Origin of the sequence: Devosia marina (genome assembly GCF_009758415.1) — a bacterium.
In the GTDB taxonomy this organism is placed as follows: Bacteria; Pseudomonadota; Alphaproteobacteria; order Rhizobiales; family Devosiaceae; genus Devosia; species Devosia marina.
Genome location: NZ_WQRF01000004.1, coordinates 89,914 through 107,193 on the forward strand (window position 1 = coordinate 89,914; position 17,280 = coordinate 107,193).

Annotated in this window: 15 protein-coding genes; 4 read left to right on the forward strand and 11 right to left on the reverse strand. The window is 60.2% G+C overall.

The window, feature by feature from the left end; all coding sequences use genetic code 11:
• Nucleotides 1-9: 9 nt before the first annotated feature.
• The 6 genes from GO014_RS13735 to GO014_RS13760 all read right to left on the reverse strand — a co-directional run bounded on the left by GO014_RS13735 (nt 10) and on the right by GO014_RS13760 (nt 5,684).
• Complete coding sequence (locus GO014_RS13735; RefSeq protein ID WP_157290907.1) at nt 10-780, reverse strand: crotonase/enoyl-CoA hydratase family protein; 771 nt, start codon at nt 778-780, stop codon at nt 10-12.
• 20 nt (nt 781-800) lie between these two features.
• Complete coding sequence (locus tag GO014_RS13740) at nt 801-1,220, reverse strand: acyl-CoA thioesterase (protein ID WP_157290908.1); 420 nt, start codon at nt 1,218-1,220, stop codon at nt 801-803.
• Nucleotides 1,221-1,228: 8 nt separating this feature from the next.
• Entirely contained in the window at nt 1,229-1,990 is a 762-nt protein-coding gene (locus GO014_RS13745; RefSeq protein ID WP_157290909.1) for an SDR family NAD(P)-dependent oxidoreductase, read from the reverse strand.
• The gene (locus GO014_RS13750) at nt 1,990-3,231 is read right to left on the reverse strand and encodes a thiolase family protein (RefSeq protein WP_157290910.1); all 1,242 of its coding nucleotides are present in this window, start codon (nt 3,229-3,231) and stop codon (nt 1,990-1,992) included. Before GO014_RS13750 ends, GO014_RS13745 begins: the two co-directional genes overlap by 1 nt.
• Before the next feature lie 3 nt (nt 3,232-3,234).
• The gene (locus GO014_RS13755; protein ID WP_157290911.1) at nt 3,235-5,094 is read right to left on the reverse strand and encodes a feruloyl-CoA synthase; all 1,860 of its coding nucleotides are present in this window, start codon (nt 5,092-5,094) and stop codon (nt 3,235-3,237) included.
• A gap of 212 nt (nt 5,095-5,306) precedes the next feature.
• Nucleotides 5,307-5,684: an IclR family transcriptional regulator domain-containing protein gene (locus GO014_RS13760; RefSeq protein WP_210252453.1), complete on the reverse strand. Its 378-nt coding sequence runs from the start codon at nt 5,682-5,684 to the stop codon at nt 5,307-5,309.
• On the opposite strand from GO014_RS13760, the gene GO014_RS13765 reads away from it, so the two are divergent.
• Nucleotides 5,683-6,036 carry a helix-turn-helix domain-containing protein gene (locus GO014_RS13765; RefSeq protein ID WP_210252454.1) on the forward strand — a complete coding sequence of 118 codons (354 nt, stop codon included), beginning with the start codon at nt 5,683-5,685 and terminating at the stop codon, nt 6,034-6,036. The two genes, GO014_RS13760 and GO014_RS13765, sit on opposite strands and share 2 nt — an antisense overlap.
• Nucleotides 6,037-6,051: 15 nt before the next feature.
• Here the strand turns inward: GO014_RS13765 and GO014_RS13770 are convergent, their stop codons facing one another.
• From GO014_RS13770 to GO014_RS13785, 4 genes are all read right to left on the reverse strand, one after another.
• A complete protein-coding gene (locus GO014_RS13770; RefSeq protein WP_157290913.1) occupies nt 6,052-7,386 on the reverse strand; it encodes an HlyD family type I secretion periplasmic adaptor subunit in 1,335 nt (444 codons plus the stop codon).
• A 3-nt stretch (nt 7,387-7,389) separates the two neighbouring features.
• The gene (locus GO014_RS13775; protein ID WP_246204633.1) at nt 7,390-9,801 is read right to left on the reverse strand and encodes a type I secretion system permease/ATPase; all 2,412 of its coding nucleotides are present in this window, start codon (nt 9,799-9,801) and stop codon (nt 7,390-7,392) included.
• 21 nt (nt 9,802-9,822) lie between these two features.
• The gene (locus GO014_RS13780; RefSeq protein ID WP_157290914.1) at nt 9,823-11,829 is read right to left on the reverse strand and encodes a hypothetical protein; all 2,007 of its coding nucleotides are present in this window, start codon (nt 11,827-11,829) and stop codon (nt 9,823-9,825) included.
• A gap of 112 nt (nt 11,830-11,941) precedes the next feature.
• Nucleotides 11,942-13,279, reverse strand: coding sequence for a hypothetical protein (locus tag GO014_RS13785; RefSeq protein WP_157290915.1), 1,338 nt, complete (start codon nt 13,277-13,279; stop codon nt 11,942-11,944).
• 545 nt (nt 13,280-13,824) lie between these two features.
• On the opposite strand from GO014_RS13785, the gene GO014_RS13790 reads away from it, so the two are divergent.
• From GO014_RS13790 to GO014_RS13800, 3 genes are all read left to right on the forward strand, one after another.
• Entirely contained in the window at nt 13,825-14,679 is an 855-nt protein-coding gene (locus GO014_RS13790) for a response regulator transcription factor (RefSeq protein ID WP_157290916.1), read from the forward strand.
• A 5-nt stretch (nt 14,680-14,684) separates the two neighbouring features.
• Nucleotides 14,685-15,167 carry a hypothetical protein gene (locus GO014_RS13795; RefSeq protein WP_157290917.1) on the forward strand — a complete coding sequence of 161 codons (483 nt, stop codon included), beginning with the start codon at nt 14,685-14,687 and terminating at the stop codon, nt 15,165-15,167.
• Nucleotides 15,168-15,429: 262 nt separating this feature from the next.
• Nucleotides 15,430-16,062, forward strand: a complete 633-nt coding sequence (locus GO014_RS13800; RefSeq protein WP_179952978.1) for an AfsR/SARP family transcriptional regulator — start codon at nt 15,430-15,432, stop codon at nt 16,060-16,062.
• A 16-nt stretch (nt 16,063-16,078) separates the two neighbouring features.
• Here the strand turns inward: GO014_RS13800 and GO014_RS13805 are convergent, their stop codons facing one another.
• Nucleotides 16,079-17,209, reverse strand: a complete 1,131-nt coding sequence (locus tag GO014_RS13805; protein ID WP_157290919.1) for an endo-1,4-beta-xylanase — start codon at nt 17,207-17,209, stop codon at nt 16,079-16,081.
• Nucleotides 17,210-17,280: the final 71 nt, after the last annotated feature.

The window sequence follows — 17,280 nt, forward strand, 5'->3', positions numbered from 1 at the left end:
GCAGCGCGCTCAGCCAAAGTTGGGTGGCCGCTTCTCCAGAAATGCCTTCAGACCCTCCTCGGCATCCGGCCCGGTCTGGCTGAGGGCCGCCGTCAGACTTTCAGCATATAGGCCTGCCTCGGGCGGCATCGAGCCGATCTGCGCGATGGCCTGGATGATGAAGCCATTGATGGTCCGGGAATTCCTGGCGATGCGCCCGGCCAGTTCAACCGCTTTTTCCACCGCCTGTCCTTCGGGCACCAGATGATGAGCCAAGCCCAGCCGCTCGCCCTCGACACCGGAATAGGTGCGGCCAGTCAGCATCATTTCGGTCAGCCGATCCGTGCCGATCAGGCGGGAGATGCGCACCGAACCGCCACCGCCCACGAAGATTCCGCGCAGGCCTTCGGGCATCTGGAACCGCACGGTCTCCTCAGCCACACGCACATGGCAAGCGGCCGCAAACTCGAGACCGCCCCCCATTACTGCGCCGCTCATGGCCGCAACGACGGGCACCGGAGAATGGGCGATGCGGGCCATGACGCGATGCCAGTTGCGCGAATGGGCCATGACATCGAGCGGCTGTCTGGCGACATGCTGGGAGAGGTCGAGCCCGGACGAGAAATGTCCACCGGTGCCGGAAATCACAATTGCCCGGGTCTGTTCGGGCACATCGGCAAAAAAGGCATCGAGCGCGGCGACGAGATCGTCGTTGAGCGCGTTGCGCTTTTCCGGCCGGTTGAGCATGAGGTGGCTGATATTGCCCTGCTGTTCGAGGATCAGCACCTGGTCCTTGGTCATCGATGTGTCCTTCACGGTACTCATTTGGTCTGGCTCAGCAGGTCACGAACCTGATCCGGCAGGGGCGCGGAGCGGATGGCACCATCCTCGGCACGCACCACCCAGACGCGCTTCTCACGGGCTTCGATGGCCAGTTCGCCATCCTTGAACAGGCTGTGTTTCACCCCGAAGCTGGAGCGGCCCAAATCGGTGATCTCGCTTCTGATCTCGATCACGTCGCCGAAGCTGGAGGGGCGTATGAAGCGCGCGCCGGTATCAACCATGGGGATGCCGGCAATGCCGAAATGATCGAGCCAGTTGCGCTTGTGCATGGCAAAGGCCGCCGAGAGCATGGCCGCGGTGGCATTGTCGAAAAAGCGGAAGTAATTGGGGTAATAGACAATGCCGGCCGGGTCGCAATCGCCGAACTGAATTTCTACCCTGGTGTTGTTGGAAAACATGGCGGATCCTATTTGGCCTGCATGCGCAGGGCGCCGTCGAGCCGCACCACTTCGCCATTGAGATAGTCATTGCCCACCATGGCCATGACCAGATCGGCAAACTCGCGTGGCTTGCCCAGGCGCGGCGGATTGGGGATAGCCGCGGCCAAACCGTCCTGCGTTTCTTGCGGCAGGCCTTCGAGAAGCGGCGTCAGGAACAGACCCGGCGCGATGGCCAGCACGCGAATGCCGAAACGGGCAAACTCGCGCGCCGCCGGCAGGGTCAGCGAGACGATGCCGCCCTTGGACGCGGCATAGGCCGCCTGACCGATTTGCCCTTCATAGGCGGCTACCGAGGCGGTGGAAATGACCACGCCGCGCTGACCATTCTCGTCCGGCTCGGCCAGCGACATGGCATGGGCGCAAAGCCGCATCATATTGAAGCTGCCGATCAGATTGACATTGATGACGCGGGAAAACGCATCGAGCGGCATCGGACCCTCGCGGCCGACAATCCGGGCCGCGGTACCGATGCCCGCGCAATTGACCAGCACGGTAGGCGTGCCGAGTGCAGCAACGGCTGCATCGACCGCTGTTTCGGCGCTGGCGGCGTCGGCAACGTCCACCGCAAAGAACTGCCCACCCAATTCATCGGCGATGACCCGGCCCTTGTCCGCGTCACGATCGAAAATGCCGACGGAGGCACCAGCCGCGGCCAGCGCACGCGCGGTGGCGGCCCCGAGTCCCGATGCGCCGCCAGTGACGAAGGCTTTTCTGCCCGCAATATCCATTACGCCGCCTCCGGGTTCTCGATAAGCAGCGCAATGCCCTGCCCGCCGCCAATACAGGCCGAAGCGATGCCATAGCGGGTGCCCGAACGCCTGAGTTCATTGGCGAGGGTCAATCCAAGGCGAATGCCGGTGACGCCGAGCGGATGGCCGATGGCAATGGCGCCGCCATTGACGTTGAGCTTGTCTTCGTCGAGCCCGAGTTCATCGACACAGGCCAGGATCTGGGCGCCGAAGGCTTCGTTGATTTCCACCCGGTCGATCTGGTCGAGTGTCATGCCCGCCACTTCGAGAACGGCGCGAATGGCCGGGGCGGGGCCGATGCCCATGATCTGGGGCGGCACGCCCACTGCAGCGCTGGCGAGAATGCGGGCGAGAGGGGTATGCCCATTGGCTTTTGCATAGGCACCCGAGGCCACCAGCACGGCCCCTGCCCCATCGACAATGGCAGAGGAATTGCCACCGGTCTGCACGCCGCCAAAGGCGGGGCGGAGCCTGGACAGCACCTCGTAGGGCGAGGGGCGGATGTGGCTATCGGTATCGACGCTTTCCACTCCACGCGGCAGCTGGATGCCGCGCTTGTCGAGGGTCTCGATCTCGAAGACTTCGTTGGTCACCGCCACGATTTCTTCGGCCAGAATGCCGGCGTCACGTGCGGCGATGGCGCGGTTGAAACTGCGCTCGGCAAAGCGGTCCACCCGTTCTCGGGGAATATTGTACTGCTTGGCAAGATTCTCGGCTGTGTCGCCCATATTGACGCAACCGGCGGGGTCATAGAGCGCCTCCCAGAGGAAGTCTTTGAACTCTACCTGTCCCATGGCAAAACCATTGCGGTGCGTATAGGCGGCGATGGGATTGCGGCTCATGCTTTCGCAGCCCGCGGCCAGCGCCAGGTCGACCCGACCCAGAGAGACCGAATCCGCGGCCTGGGCGATGACCTCGATTCCCGTGCCGCAGATGCGCTGCACCAGATGGGCCGGCGCCTCGACGGGGGCACCGGCATAAAGCCCGATATGGCGGGGGGTGACATAGGCATCAAAGGAGGCCTGGGCCATCGAGCCGGCGATGGTGTGGCCGATATCACCTGGTTTCACGCCGGTCTTTTCAATGGCCGCCCGCGCGGCCTTGATGCCCAGATCAATCGGAGAAATCGCGCTGAGGGCGCCGCGATAGTCGACAAATGGGGTGCGGGCGCCACCGAGCAGGTAAGCGTTGTCGAAGGTGAGGCGGAGGCCTTTGCTCATATCTCAGGCGCCTTTCCGGGAAAAAACGAAAATATCGGGACCAGGGGTGTCGGCATATAGGCTTTCAACCAGCGCGGCACGATGGGTGCGCACCGCCCGCTGATTGATCGACCCCTTGTCGGTCACCTCGCCCTTGTCGATGTCGGGCGCATCTGCCATCAGCAAGGCACGCGCGACATGGTTGGAACTGCCGGTGGAGCGTTGAGCCAAGGCAGCCAGGCTATCGGCAAACTTCTCGCGCACTGCTGGATGGGCAAGAATGGCAGGCGCGCTGGTCTCGGCGGGCAGGCCCGCATGGCGGGCGCAAGCGGCAAGATCGGGAAAGATCATGGCGCCGATGAAATTGCGATCGAGCCCGGTGATCACTACGTCGCGGATCAGCGGTGCGCAGGCCGCAATCACCGCACCGCGCACAGCCGCGAAATTGACCCAGGTGCCGGTCGATAGCTTGAAATCCTCGGTGACACGCCCATCGAACACAAAGCCCTTGGCGAGGTCTTCGGGATCGGCAAAGCGCACGGCGTCGCCAATCTTGTAGAAACCTTCTTCATCAAAAGCTTCGGCGGTCTTTTCCTCGTCGCGCCAATAGCCGGGCGTGACGTTGGGGCCCTTGAGACGCAGTTCGGTCTTGTCGCCGTTGGGCACGAGCTTGATGGTCATGCCAGCAGCGGGCAGGCCAATATGGCCGGCTTGCTCGACGGGCCAGGTGGTGGTGAAGGCAAAGGGCGCCGTTTCGGTCGAACCATAGCCGGTGATGATCAGCACCCGCTCGCCGGTCTCAGCGCGGGCGGCGCGGTCCAGCCCGTCAAAGACGTGCTGGCTGAGGCCTGCGCCGGCATACTGCAGCAGCTTCAGCCGCGCGAAGAGGTTGCGGCGCGCTTCTGGATGCTCGTCAAATGCGGCGACCAGGAATTCATAGGCCTTGGGCACATTGGTGAACAGGGTCGGCTGAACAGTCTTCAAATTTTCCAGCGTGCGGCCGAAACGCGCCGGGGTGGGCTGACCATCATCGATATAGAAGGTGCCGCCATTATAGATGGCGATGCCGGTATTGTGGCTGCCGCCGGCAACATGGTTCCAGGGCATCCAGTCAAGCAAGACCGGCGGCTCATCCTGAACAAAAGCCAGCGCCTGGCGGATCATCTGCTGGTTGCAGGCCATCATCTGATTGGTGGTGATGACGCCCTTTGGCAGGCCGGTCGAGCCCGAGGTGAACAGCACCTTGGCAATCGTCTCGGGCGTAATGGCGTCATGCGCCTGCTGCACGGCCGGGGTGACCGCGGTTTGCAGCAGATCGGCAAAGATGCTGACCGCGCGATTGGCGATGGGATTCGAGCGCACGATCAGCGGCACATCGGCACCGAAGACCGCATCAATGGCAGGAGCGAATTTCGCACCATCGCTCGCGTAGATCATGCCGGGGGTAAGAAGGCCGGCAATGTGGCGCAGCTTGCCGAAATCGGTGGAGATCAGCGAGTAGGCCGGCGAGATGGGCGCATAGGGAATGCCGACCCAGATGGCGGCCATGCCGAGCAGGAAATGCTCGATTTCATTACCCGAGAGGATCATAAGGGGACGTTCGGGCGAGAGTCCCGCATCGAGCAGCGCCTGTGCAATCGGTGGGATACTCTCCAGCACTTGGGCAAAGCTCAGCTTGCGCCAACCCTCGCCGTCGCGGTCGGCGATCAGGGTGGCATCGGGCGTGCGGGCACCCCAGTCTTCCAGCGCGTCCACAATCGCGCGCGGATAGGGACCCAGCTCTTCGACCGAGCTGATAATGCTTGTGCCGTCGGCGCGACGCTCTTCACGCGCTGCCATATTGCCCAGCCGCACGGGGCGGATCGGGGTTGTCCTAAGGTCCATGAGTATCCTCCTCACGAATATTGTTATGACACATAACTAATATACGTGCAAGGGCGAGTATGCCGCGCTCACCCCACTGCCCGCCCATGCAACGGCAGAGCTGCTATCTCGGTGACCTTGCGCAGGCGTTCCAGCCCCTCGTCGAACGCTTCTGGATCAATACGGAGGTCGGCCCGAATATGAAGATGCCTGCAAACTCTTGCCGCCGCGGGTCAGGACCGACACGGCCATGGCCGAGATGCCGTCCGTTCAGCCAGATCAAAGGCATAGCCGCCCTGGCGCACGACATCGAGCTCGGTCTCAAGGTTTCGCCCGCAGCTGATGGTGTGTTCTGTGACGCCGTCAAGCCGGACCGTTTCGAGATAACGGGCCCGCTCGCGCGGACCAAGATGGGCCGGCAAGAGACTGCCATGGACCCTGCAATAGGCCTCAAGCCGGCCCCCGACACGAATATCGACCGAGAGGGAGCGGGGCGGCGTGGCACGGGCGATGCTCACCACCAAGCCCGCCTGACAGATCGTGGCTATGCTCGCCTCGCGCGTCTCTATCGTGAAGACATCGAGTGCCGTCCTCCCTGCACCACGCACCATGGTGAGCAATTTTCTGACCATGGTGGACCAGCAGATGCGCTCGCACTGGACGGTTGCTCACTATGCCCGGTATCTCGGCCTCAGCGTCGACCGGTTGACCAGCGCCGTGCAGCGCGCAACCGGACAAATGCCGTTGGCCCTCATCCACGCAAGGATAATTGCCGAGGCGCGGCAGATGATCGAAAACTCGGGGCTGCAGATCGCGGAAATCTCTGCCCATCTCGGCTTTGACGACCCGGCCTATTTCTCGCGCTTCTTCAAGCGGCTGGGCGGCAAGTCACCCCGGCAGTACCGGCAGGAGGCGGCGATGGGCCAGGTGCGCGACGATGGCTCCTATGCCGCCTGGCCCTAGGCTTGCCGCGCCCGGCTACTGCTCGTGGAAGGCACGTGCCATGGAGTCAGTGACCGGCTTGATCAGGTAATCGAGGAAGGTCCGCTCGCGCGTCCGCACCAGCACTTCGGCCGGCATGCCCGGTGTGGGGGAGAAGCCGGGAATGCGTCCGATCTGGTCAGGTGAAATGGTGATGCGCGCCAGATAGACGTCCCGCTGAGTGCCCTCGACACCGGCGATCGTATCGGCGGAAATGTATTGCACCTCGCCTTCGAGCACTGGCGTGGTGCGCTGATTGAGAGCCGTCAGCCGGATATTGGCTGCCTGCCCCTCTTTGACCTCGTCAATCTGCATGCGCGGAATCTGGACCTCGACAATTAGCGGGACGCCCGCCGGAAGGATCTCGAAAATCGGCAGGCCACTTTCCACCACGCCGCCGGTGGTATGGTAGTACATGCGGACGATGGTGCCCGCGACCGGGGAAGAAATCGTTGTCCGGTTGAGGACGTTCTGCGCCTGCAGGGTCTGTTCGCGCAGCGCTTCGAGCTCGGCTTCCACCGTCTGCATTTCATCGAGCGCGGCCTGGCGCACAGCGTCACGCGCCTGGACCATCTCACCGGTGTATTTTTCGATCTGGGTTTGGGTTTCCTGAACTTCAGACTCGAGGCGGGAGATATCGCCCTCCGCATCGAGAATGGCGCGCTCCGCAACGCGCACGCGGGACTGGGCGACCACGCCCTTGTCAAACAGCTCACGCATGGCCGCGCGATCCTCGCGCAACAGGGCCAATTGGCTTTGCATGGATTCGATCTGAGCCTGGCGGCCCGAAATGCGGAAGCGCAATGCGGCCAGGTTCTGCTCGATCAACTGCAACTCGTTGCTGAGCTTTTCACGCCCCGCCTTGAAATTGGTGCGCTGGCTTTCAACCACCGCAGCAATGTCGGGATTGCCCATATGGTCCTTCACTGAATCTGGGGGCACATACTCATCCAGTTCCAGGGCTTCGGCATTGAGCCGGGCGCGAATGGCCTCAAGTCGAATGACACGCAATTGCAATTGCTTGGTTGTCGCGTTTGCCGACGTCTCGTCGAGCAACAGCAAGCTTTGCCCGGCGATCACCTTGTCGCCTTCGCGCACCAGCAGGTCCTTGATGATGCCGCCTTCGAGGTGCTGGACGATCTTGTTTTCGCCGGTCGCCACAAAACTGCCTTGGGCGATGACAGCAGCCGAGAGCGGCGCGGTCGCCGACCACGTCCCAAAGCCCCCGAAGGCCAGAGCCACCAGCAGCGCCCCTATCCAGACGGGTGTGCGGATGGAGCGAGGTACACCACTATACCATTCCAGGTTCTGCAATTCGCCAACGGCCGACATGGTCTAGTTCTCCCCCCGGGGCCTGGTCGCGTTGATGGCCGTGGGATTGTTCCCCGATTTCCCGGTCAAAGCCGCCATGACCTCGGACCGCGTGCCGAACATGGAGACCGAGCCGTTGTTGAGCACCAAAATCTTGTCCACCACGTTGAGAAGGGCCGGACGCTGCGTGATGGTCACGACGGTAATCTTCTGCTTGCGGGCATGTTCGAGCGCCTTGGCGAGCGCCGCCTCGCCCTGCGAGTCCAGATTGGAGTTCGGTTCGTCCAGGACCACCAGCTTGGGATTGCCGAAGAAAGCACGCGCCAGGGCGATGCGCTGCTTCTGGCCACCCGACAATGGCGCGCCATCCGCCGCGACAAATGTCTCGTAACCTTGCGAAAGACCTGCAATCAACTCATGTACATCAGCCAGGACAGCGGCATCGAAGATATCCCTGTCGCTGACATCTTCACGCATGCGGGCGATATTGGCCTTGATGGTGCCGGGGAAAAGCTGCACGTCCTGCGGCAAATAACCGATATTCTCGCCGAACTGGCGCTGGTCCCAGTTGCGCAGATCCATCAGGTCGAGCCGCACAGAGCCTGAAGTCGGCAGGATGGAGCCCACCAGCATCTTGCCCAGCGTCGTCTTGCCGGATCCCGAATTGCCGATCACGGCCAGGGATTCTCCGGGCATGAGGGAAAACGTTATGCCGTTGAGCAGAACCTTCTTGTTGGGTGGCGGCACGAATAGCAAGCGCTCAACATCGAGCCGCCCTTTGGGCTCGGGCAGCAGCAGGCGCTCAAAATTGAACGGACTGGAATGGAGCAGGCCTTTGATGCGGCCGAAGGACGCGCGGAACTGAGAAAAGCCGTTCCAACCTTCAATGGTGCCTTCAATGGGGGTGAGGGCGCGCGCGGCAATGATGGAGCCGGCAATGACCATGCCACCGGTAATTTCGCCCTGGATGGCCAAAAAGGCACCCCAGCCGAGCATGGCCACCTGGGTGAGCAAACGCACCCCCTTGGAAATACTCGACATGATGATGTTGCGATCCTGGGCGCGCACCTGGGCCCGCAGCGACGCGGCCGTGTCGCGGCCCCAGATGCGCACGACTTCGGGAATCATCGCCAGCGCGTTGATGATCTGGGAATTGCGCGACATGGAATCGAGGTGCAGGGCGGCTCGGCTCAGCAGATTGTTGGCATCGGTAAAAGGTTGCGCGGTCATGCGCTGGTTGATCATGGCGATGATCAGCAGGCAGATCGAGGCACCCACCACAATCAGTCCAAGCTGAGGATGGATCAGAAACACCGCCAGCACGAAGAGCGGCGCCATCGGCGCATCAAGGAAGGACAGCAGGGTTCCTGAAACGATGAAGCTGCGCAATTGCTGGAGATCGCCCAGGACCTGATAGTCGCGTCCATTGCTGTGCAGAGAGGCGCGCGCCGCAGCGCTGAGAATGGGAGACCCCAATTGCACTGCGATCTCGACGGCAGTGCGCATGAGGATAAAGCGGCGGACGGCGTCAAGAATGGCTTGCAACACCACGGCGCCGACCACCGCGGCGGTCAGCATGACCAGCGTGTCCGTCGAGCGGCTGGTCAGCACGCGATCCGAGATCTGGAACAGGTAGATCGGGATCGCCAGCACCAGAATATTGATGAAGACCGTAAACCCCATGACGATGCCCAGATTGGTCCGCACCGCAGCCATGCCGTTGGCCAGACTCTGGGTGAAATTGGGCTGGGCGGCGCGTTTATGAAAGCCCGCGCCGCCGCCGCCCCTGCCCCCTCCATTGCCCGAGCCGTTCGAGCCCTTGCCACCGCCATCGCCAGAGGAGGTCTTGCTGGTCGATTTGAGTGGCCCGCGGTCACCCTCCACGATGGGTGGAATGCGGGTTTCAGGCTTGTCTGGTTCCGGGGTTCGGAAGTCGCGTTGTGGCCATTCCGCGCGGGCTTCGTCTGCCTGTGCGGGTTGAGGTTCATCCGTTTTCGGCGGCGGCGCGGATTCTTCAAGGTTGGGCGCAGTTTGCCGCGCTTGCGGGGCGGGCTTGCTGGCAGGCTCCGCCTGTTCCTCAGCCTGCGCTGCCGCCTGTGCGGGCGCCGGCGTCACATTGTCGTCCTGGGCTGGACGATCCGTGTTCTCGGTGGGCGCGGTCTGGCTCTCGGAAGGCCGTGGACGCAAGACTGACCGCGGCGGCGGGGCGCCATTGGAGCCCTTGGCGGAGGGCGATTCCACCGCGCGTTGTGCCTTGTTGTCCGCACCGGTCTGGGAGGGCGATGCATAGCCCCGAGCCAGCTCGTCCAACTCGGCAGCCGCCAGGTGGATATCGTCCATGATCTGATCCATCCGATCGGACCGGGCCCGGTTGGCGTGGCGCAATTGACGGCCCAGCGCCTGTTGGTCGGTGCGGCTCAGGTGCTCAAATGTCATGTGCTCTATCCGGAAACTGAATTACGCGAGAACGGATTGCATGAGGTCGACCGGGGCCGCGTCATGAGTCGTGTCGCCAAGGGCGGAATAGTCGGGGTTGTCGGCGAGCGTTTCGGTGTGATCGAGGAAGGCAACGACTTCGCTCACCAGAGCGTTGTCATCCTCCCCGTCGCCCTGAGCTTCGAGGATATTGGCCTGGATCAGGATGGAGTCGGAGTAGTGGTTGCCGCCCACTTCGATGCTGTCACCAAAGGTGTCGAAGTCTTTTATGGCAGCTATATTGACCAGGGCATTGGAGCCGGTATCGATGTTCCACTCGGTGACGGGCTGCCCATCGAGGAAGGCCTTTTTCTGCAAGGCGACAAAGTCGCTGTCTCCGAGAATATTGGTTTGCTCGATATAGCGCAGATCATAGAGGCTACCCGAAATGTAGAGCACGCGCGGAATCGCGATGCCCTCAAAATCCTCGGCAGAATAGAAGCTGGCCGGCATGGATTTATTGCCACCGGCAAGGCCGTCCATCGCGTCCTTGTAGTGATCGGAAATCCCGGACTTTACCTCGGTGGCTCCGACATTGTGGATGACGGCCTGGTTCCAGAGCAGGTTGCCGCTGGTGTTGAGCTCTCCGGACGCAGGATAGTCCCCATCCTCACCAGCACCGAGCATGGTGACAGTGTCATTGTCGTAGAGGATATTGTTCTGCACGATGACATTGGCATCAAACACATTGCCACCGACCAGAATGAGATCGAACAGCAATCCGATATTGGCGAAGTTCACCCCGTTGAAACCAATGTTCTCGCCACTGGTGACAACGGCATCGCTGCCTGAGGCAGTAAGCACGCCCATATCCGCGTCGGACATGAAGGTGAGCTGCTTCATCCATTCGAGGAAGATGACGTCGCCCGAAACGCAGGTGACCTGCCAGGTCTGCGGCATGACACCCGGATTGGCCTCGGCATTGTCGCCGGCGGTATCGAACGTTTCCTGCACGAAGCTGGCGACATTGACCGCGTTGGTTCCCCCGCCTGCCTTGGCGGACAGCGGCAGGTCATCGTTAACATAGTCGATATCACTGAAGGCGTTTGTCTGGATGATGGCATCGAGTTGGTGGAAATTCCCGCCGACGACGAAGTGCGTCCCGACCAGGCCGCCATTGAGTACGGTGGCTTCGTTGAGCAAGAAGTTGCCGCCACTGTTATAGGTAACGGAGCCTTGCGAGTTGTCGCTCTCGATCTGGATGTGCGCCTCGTGCTCGCCCGTGACTTCGATGGAGTGGGACTCGGGCGCATCCTCGATCTCATCCTGCAGATGCTTTGGCAGCGCATCGGCCAGTTCGGGTACTTCCTCTTCGATCTTGCCGTTGACATAGGTCCCGGTCAAAGACTCGACTTGTTCGAACTGGGTGCCAGGATTGGATTGGTGGGCTTTGGCGGTCGCGCCCACCACGTCCATGACCAAGGGCACATCGTCATAGCGCGAAATGCCTGGGCCGTTGCCGATGGGGCCGAGCACATCATTGCTTGCGGCCTGCAGGCCAAGCAGTCCGGTGTCGGCGCCTGAGCGGAAAGTCAGTGGCTCGTCCAGTGTGCCCATGATGAAAACATCATCATCGGAAAGGTGAATGGTCTGGGAGATCACCGCGATGACCGAGCCAGGCTCGATGCCGATTAGCGGGATCACAAGGTCCCCCGGACCCGCAGGCCATTGCGACAGCGGCGAGTCCAGTTCGGACGCAGTGAAATCGGGGGTATTGGCGAGCCCGATATTGGTCGGGCCAAACATGACCTCGCCGCGGATCAGGAACTCGGGAGGGGCATAGAACACGCCGGGAACGTAATTGCCCAGGGCATACACCTGGAGCATATCGACGGCAACCTGCTGCATTTCCGGAGCTTCGGGCGCGGCTTCTGCCTCATGCTCGGCCAGGGCCATTTCCAGCCGGACCTTCATGTCCTCGGCAGCGATCTGGAAGTAGCCGAGAAAGTGGGCAACAATTTCTGAAAATGGATCACTTGGAAAAAACACGGGACACCTCCTACTCGCCAATTCGTTTCCCGGCGGACTGGCGGAAGTAAGATGATCTGCGCGGTGGGGGCGCTACCGCGCAGATCCTTGGCAAGCGTTGGGGGCGCTCGCTTTATGCGTCGTCGTTGCCGGCGTCGTTGTACATGTGGTTGTTGCCACCCACCACGGTTGCATCGACAGCGTTCTGCTGCAGATTGGCACCGAGCACGACTTCCATGTTGAAGGCGCTGCCGTACACATATGCGCTGGCGTCCGCACCGGCGCTGGTCGAGGCATCGTCACCGCCGCTTGAACTCTGGGCGTTGCCAGAAGCGTCAGCGTGAGCGCCGAATGCCTGGGCGTTGAACGAGCCGTTGGCATTGTTCTGAACGTTGCTCAAGGTGTCGTTGTCGACGATGTCGGCCACCTGGCTGATTGCAAAGCCAGTGTCACCTCCGCCACCCGAGAAGGCGCCATTGAAGACGTTCTCGAAGTTAACGTCATCGCCCGGATCGAATTCGAGCGAGCCGCTATTGATGAACAGATTGTCCAACGTGGCGGTGCCGATATCGAGATCGGCGAAGTCATCATCGGAATTGTGCGAACCATCATCATCCGAGCTGTTGAAGGCGTCGGCGATGGCGACGTCGATGTCGGCATCGAGGTGAGTGGACGCATCATTGTTGGAATTGTTCGTTGAATTATTCGAATTGTCGTTATTCGAATCATTCATGGACTTGTTATTTCCAACGTCCGTGTTGTTTCCCACATCTGTGTTATTTCCGACGTCTTGATTGCTCGTCGAATTATCGTTGTGGGAATTGTTGGTCGACTTGTTGTTGGCAACGTCATCAACATCGACGTCCAGGTTCAGGTCGTTGTCCTGGGAGTTGTCGTTGTTGGAGTCGTTCATCGAGTTGTTATTTTGCGAGTCGGCCATAGCAAAATGCGACGACTGATCGCGGTTGTCGTTGTTGGAATCCTTGGTCGAGCTGTCATTGTTAGAGTTGTTCGTCGACTTGTTGTTCGCAACATCATCAACATCAACAGCCAGATCGTTGTCCTGAGAGTTGTCGTTGTTCGAGTTGTTCATCGACTTGTTGTTTCCGACATCCTGATTGTCGGTCGAGTTGTCGTTATTGGAATTGTTTGTCGACTTGTTGTTCGCAACATCGTCAATGTCAGCATCGAGATGGATTGAATTGTCGTCGTTCGAGCTGTTGTCATCATTCGAACTATTGTCGTCGTTCGAGCTGTTGTCATTGTTCGAATTATTTGTCGACTTGTTGTTCCCGTTGTCCTGCAACGTGGCATTCAAGTCATTGTCTTGGGAATTGTCATTGTTGGAGTTATTTTGTGACTTGTTATTCCCATTGTCCTGGATGGTGGCGTTCAGATCGTTGTCCTGAGAATTGTCATTCTGTTGGGAGTTGTCGGTGAACGCGCCGTTGTTTTGGAAGTTGTCAGCCATTGGTACTCTCCTCGGTGATGGCTATGGCTGAGCGACCAAGACCTCCTGTCATCTCTATTGGAGGCATTTCGGTTGCTCATTTACTTGAAGGGCATACGCGGGAGACACGGATTGTTGGCGCTGTACGCATTATCTGATCAGCACCTTGGCACCCAGAACCCCATTACCCAGCGCAACGCACGAAATTGTGTGCTGCGAAACCAAGTATTGACTACTGGAAAGCAAAGTATAGGCGCCACTTCAGGCTAAGCCGAAGGACCCAATGCTAATCTTATGGATTTAGAACATATGTCAGGTGCGCCAGGGAGCTAGATCGTTTTCAATCCCCTGTACGGGGGAGAAAATGCGCCGGACCTCAATCGAAAGGTTGATTTGCGCCGACCCGAAAGGGCTAGAGATCAATCTCTTGAATTAATCTCGCCAGGGAACGAATCACGCCAGAGTCACGCCCCTGGTGTTAACGTTTTGTCAACCTTGGACGCGATGGTGCCAGACACAACCGTGGACGCCAGTTCACAGTAATCGCAAGGTGAGGGAGTGGTAAATTGCGTGAAAACCTCTATGACGGCCTGCGTAGACCGCGTCAGACCGAAGATCGGTCAACAAAATCCGACACACTTCGGCTCGTGTTTGTTGCACCACAACAAGCCATATACCAATGCCTTAGCAGTGCATTACAGGATCATTTTCGCGATACGGAAGTTTTTCTAGTCGACCGGATCGACGACAAAGGCGAGCCAGATCATGATGTCGGGCTGGTGCTGCTTGGCGCTGGTGCCCGCCTGATCGGTTTAGATGTCGTCGAGCAATGCAGGCGGCGCTTCCCCGATGCGGCCATTGCGATCGCCATCGATAATGGGCTGCCAGTCGTGGACCCGCAATTGACGGAACGGCGGCTTATCCAGGGCATTCTGCCCACAACCCTGCCGCTCGATGTGTGGTTTGCGCTGATGCGGCTGGTCATGGCGGGCGGAGAATATCTGCCGCAGGACGAGGGTGCGAGATACAATCATCTCGAGCCTGTCCATCGGAGCTCGCCGGGCGCGCTGCCGCTAGCGTCGGCGAATCCGGCTCCGGTCAACCGGCAAAGACCGGCAGTCGAGATTCCGGTGCAGCAGAGCCAGCAGGCCAACGGCGACGCGGAAAACGGGCTGGACACATTGACAGCGCGGGAGCGGGAGATTCTCTCCCTGGTTTCGGAGGGGTACCAGAACAAGCTGATTGCCGATCGGATGGCCTTGTCGGAGCATACTGTCAAAGCCCATGTGCACAATCTGATCGCCAAGCTTCGGGTGACCAACCGGACCCAGGCGGCCGCCTATCTGCACGAGCACAGGCTCGACAAGAACGCCCTCAGCTCTGGACATGGTGACCACCGCCGGGCCACCGCCCTGGGGTGAACGCCATGCCCAGCCTGGATAAGGTGCTCCAGCAGGTCGGCCAGCTGAACTATGTGTGGACCAATACGGAAAGCCTGTTCATCTATCTGATCGCCCATCTGGCCGGAACGTCCAAGGACGCTGCGGTCATCATTTTCCTGACGCTGAATACCACGCGGGCGCGGCTGGACCTGCTCGACAGGCTGGCCAAGCTACCGGCAACCCCACCAGAGACCAGGGCGGCGGTGCTGGATCTGACCGAGCGCCTCAAGAAAGAGGCCAAAGTCAGGAACAAATATAATCATTGCATCTACTCATTCGACTCCAATGGCGAATTGAGCGGCACGCAATTGATGCGCATTGTCGAGTTTGACGATGCACTGAAATACGGAAAGGCCGAAGCACTGGACGATACTGAGTTTGAAAGGGTTCAGGCCGCCATCCGAGCCATCACATCGGTCAATCGGGATTTGTGGGCGTTCTTTGCTGCCAGCGGCATCAAGCCGTGAGTTAGCCAACGACCTGCAAGGATTGCGCTTGGTGATGAGATCCGGACAGGATCAAAGTAAATTATACGTTGTAATACATAGTTGGGGTAAGATCGGCAGTCCGCGTACGGAGCATGACTGCGCAAAAAAGGGTTGGAGGGCGCAGATGAGTACTCAAGCGCCGCATCACACGACTGTAAGGCTGCTTGGTCCGTGTTGTCTGCTCGTAGGCAACAATCTGGCCCAGGGTGTCCCTGCGAGTTTTTTCCGGATCGCGGCGTATTTGATCCTCTCCCCGCCTGAACAGGTTCAAGCACGCGGTAGGCTGGCCGCCCTGTTCTGGCCGAATGCAGATGACGGCAAGGCCGCCGCCAATCTGCGTCAGGCGGTGGCCCGCATCCGGCATGTTCAGGAGGAAAACGGCTTTACCTTGATTCAAGCCAACAACTCGACGCTGCACCTGGCCCCTAGCGATGACGTGTATTGCGACCTGATCGAGCTGTCCCGGCACATCGAGGGTGACGTTGTGCTGAACCCGCTCCAACTTTCACGCATCTACGGTGGGGAGTTGCTCGCCAACCAGGATTCCGGCGGTCAGGAATTTGAAGACTGGCTGTCCTCAAAACGCAATGAACTGCTGCTGCATGCTGTCGACGGGATCGCCTTGGGGATGCGCCCGGGCACGCGCTTCAGCCAGGCCGAGCGCAGCATTTGTGCGCGCCGACTGCTCGAACTCGATCCCTATCGGGAAGATGCGGTTTGCGTCCTAATGGAAGAGGCGGCCGAGCGCCGGCATTATGCCCGTGTCAAAGAGCTCTACACCTCCATGCGCAGCGTGTTGTCCAATGAACTGGGCGTTGAACCGAGCCCGGAGACGCGGGCCCTTTACACCAATTTGATGGAAATGGTGCGCTGAGCGCGCCCTTTCTGCCTTATGCAAAGGCGGTCAGGATGGCGCTGTGCATGGGCTTGGCCTGCCATTCGCGATCATAGGGCAGGCCGCGATTGGACGCGCTGCGCTGGGTGCGCAACCAGGAATGGCTATCGCTCAACCCCCAGGTACTGACACCCAGAACATTGTTGAACTGCAAGACAATGTCGAGATAGCGACGGGTTTCGTCGGCCACCAGCGCGTCGCGCCGTTCGATGGAAAGGCCAGTATTGGCCTCAGCGACATCGAGCTCGGTGATCGCCACCTTGAGCCCCATGCCACGAATATCGCGCATCATGCCATAAATGCCATCGGCATAGACATTGCCCTTGCGCAGATCCAGATGGGCCTGCAGGCCGACCGTGTCGACCGGTGCGCCGCGTGAGCGCAGACGCTCGAGCAGGCGGAGCAGCGAGAGGCGGCGCTGGCCTTCATAGCCGCTATTATATTCGAGCCCGTATTCATTGATGACCATGCGCGCGCGCGGCGCACGGGCCTTGGCCGCTTCCAGGGCACGTTCGATATAGGCCTCCCCAAAGGCCTTGTAGAACTGGTTCTGTCGCAAGCCATTTCCGCCATGATTGGGTTCGATCGGTTCGTTGACCACGTCCCATTCGCGCACCTGATTGCCATAGCGGCCAATGATCTTGGAAAAGTGATCATCGATCACCGCCCAGTCGCGGTTGGACGCAAGAGCCGAAGCGGCCCAGCGGGGCAGGCTCTTGTGCCAGAGCAGTGTATGCCCGCGCATGGCCAGGCCATTGCGGGAGGCAAAGCTGGCGAGCTGGTCCATCTCGCCATAATTGTAATTCCGGCTGGGTGCGATGGAGTCCCATTTCATGGCCCATTCCGGCGTGATGATGGAGCAGTCGCGCACCACACTGGAACGGAACCGGCTGTCGCTCAGGGTCGCGCTCTGAATGGCGGCACCGAAATAAAGGCCGCGCGAGGAAGCGGCCGAACGCAGTGCGCGCACCGGCGGCGGCGTCGCCGGGCGAGGCTGGCGGGCCTGCGCCTGGTCCGGCGTCGCGGTGACCGATCCGGTCTGGGTGGTGTCGACACGGGCGCAGCCAATCAACTGCCCTACAGACAGCGCAGCGGCTGCCCCAATAATTAAATCTCGACGCTTCACTGCTGCCTCCCCGAATCGTCCACCGACCAACCCTGCCAATAGAAAAATGAAGCAAGGACCGGAGCGCGGCA

Coding starts and splice junctions, on each gene's coding strand:
- GO014_RS13735 (WP_157290907.1), bottom strand. CDS start 780: ATGACCAAGGACCAGGTGCTGATCCTCGAACAGCAGGGCAATATCAGC.
- GO014_RS13740 (WP_157290908.1), bottom strand. CDS start 1,220: ATGTTTTCCAACAACACCAGGGTAGAAATTCAGTTCGGCGATTGCGAC.
- GO014_RS13745 (WP_157290909.1), bottom strand. CDS start 1,990: ATGGATATTGCGGGCAGAAAAGCCTTCGTCACTGGCGGCGCATCGGGA.
- GO014_RS13750 (WP_157290910.1), bottom strand. CDS start 3,231: ATGAGCAAAGGCCTCCGCCTCACCTTCGACAACGCTTACCTGCTCGGT.
- GO014_RS13755 (WP_157290911.1), bottom strand. CDS start 5,094: ATGGACCTTAGGACAACCCCGATCCGCCCCGTGCGGCTGGGCAATATG.
- GO014_RS13765 (WP_210252454.1), top strand. CDS start 5,683: ATGGTGAGCAATTTTCTGACCATGGTGGACCAGCAGATGCGCTCGCAC.
- GO014_RS13760 (WP_210252453.1), bottom strand. CDS start 5,684: ATGGTGCGTGGTGCAGGGAGGACGGCACTCGATGTCTTCACGATAGAG.
- GO014_RS13770 (WP_157290913.1), bottom strand. CDS start 7,386: ATGTCGGCCGTTGGCGAATTGCAGAACCTGGAATGGTATAGTGGTGTA.
- GO014_RS13775 (WP_246204633.1), bottom strand. CDS start 9,801: ATGACATTTGAGCACCTGAGCCGCACCGACCAACAGGCGCTGGGCCGT.
- GO014_RS13785 (WP_157290915.1), bottom strand. CDS start 13,279: ATGGCTGACAACTTCCAAAACAACGGCGCGTTCACCGACAACTCCCAA.
- GO014_RS13795 (WP_157290917.1), top strand. CDS start 14,685: ATGCCCAGCCTGGATAAGGTGCTCCAGCAGGTCGGCCAGCTGAACTAT.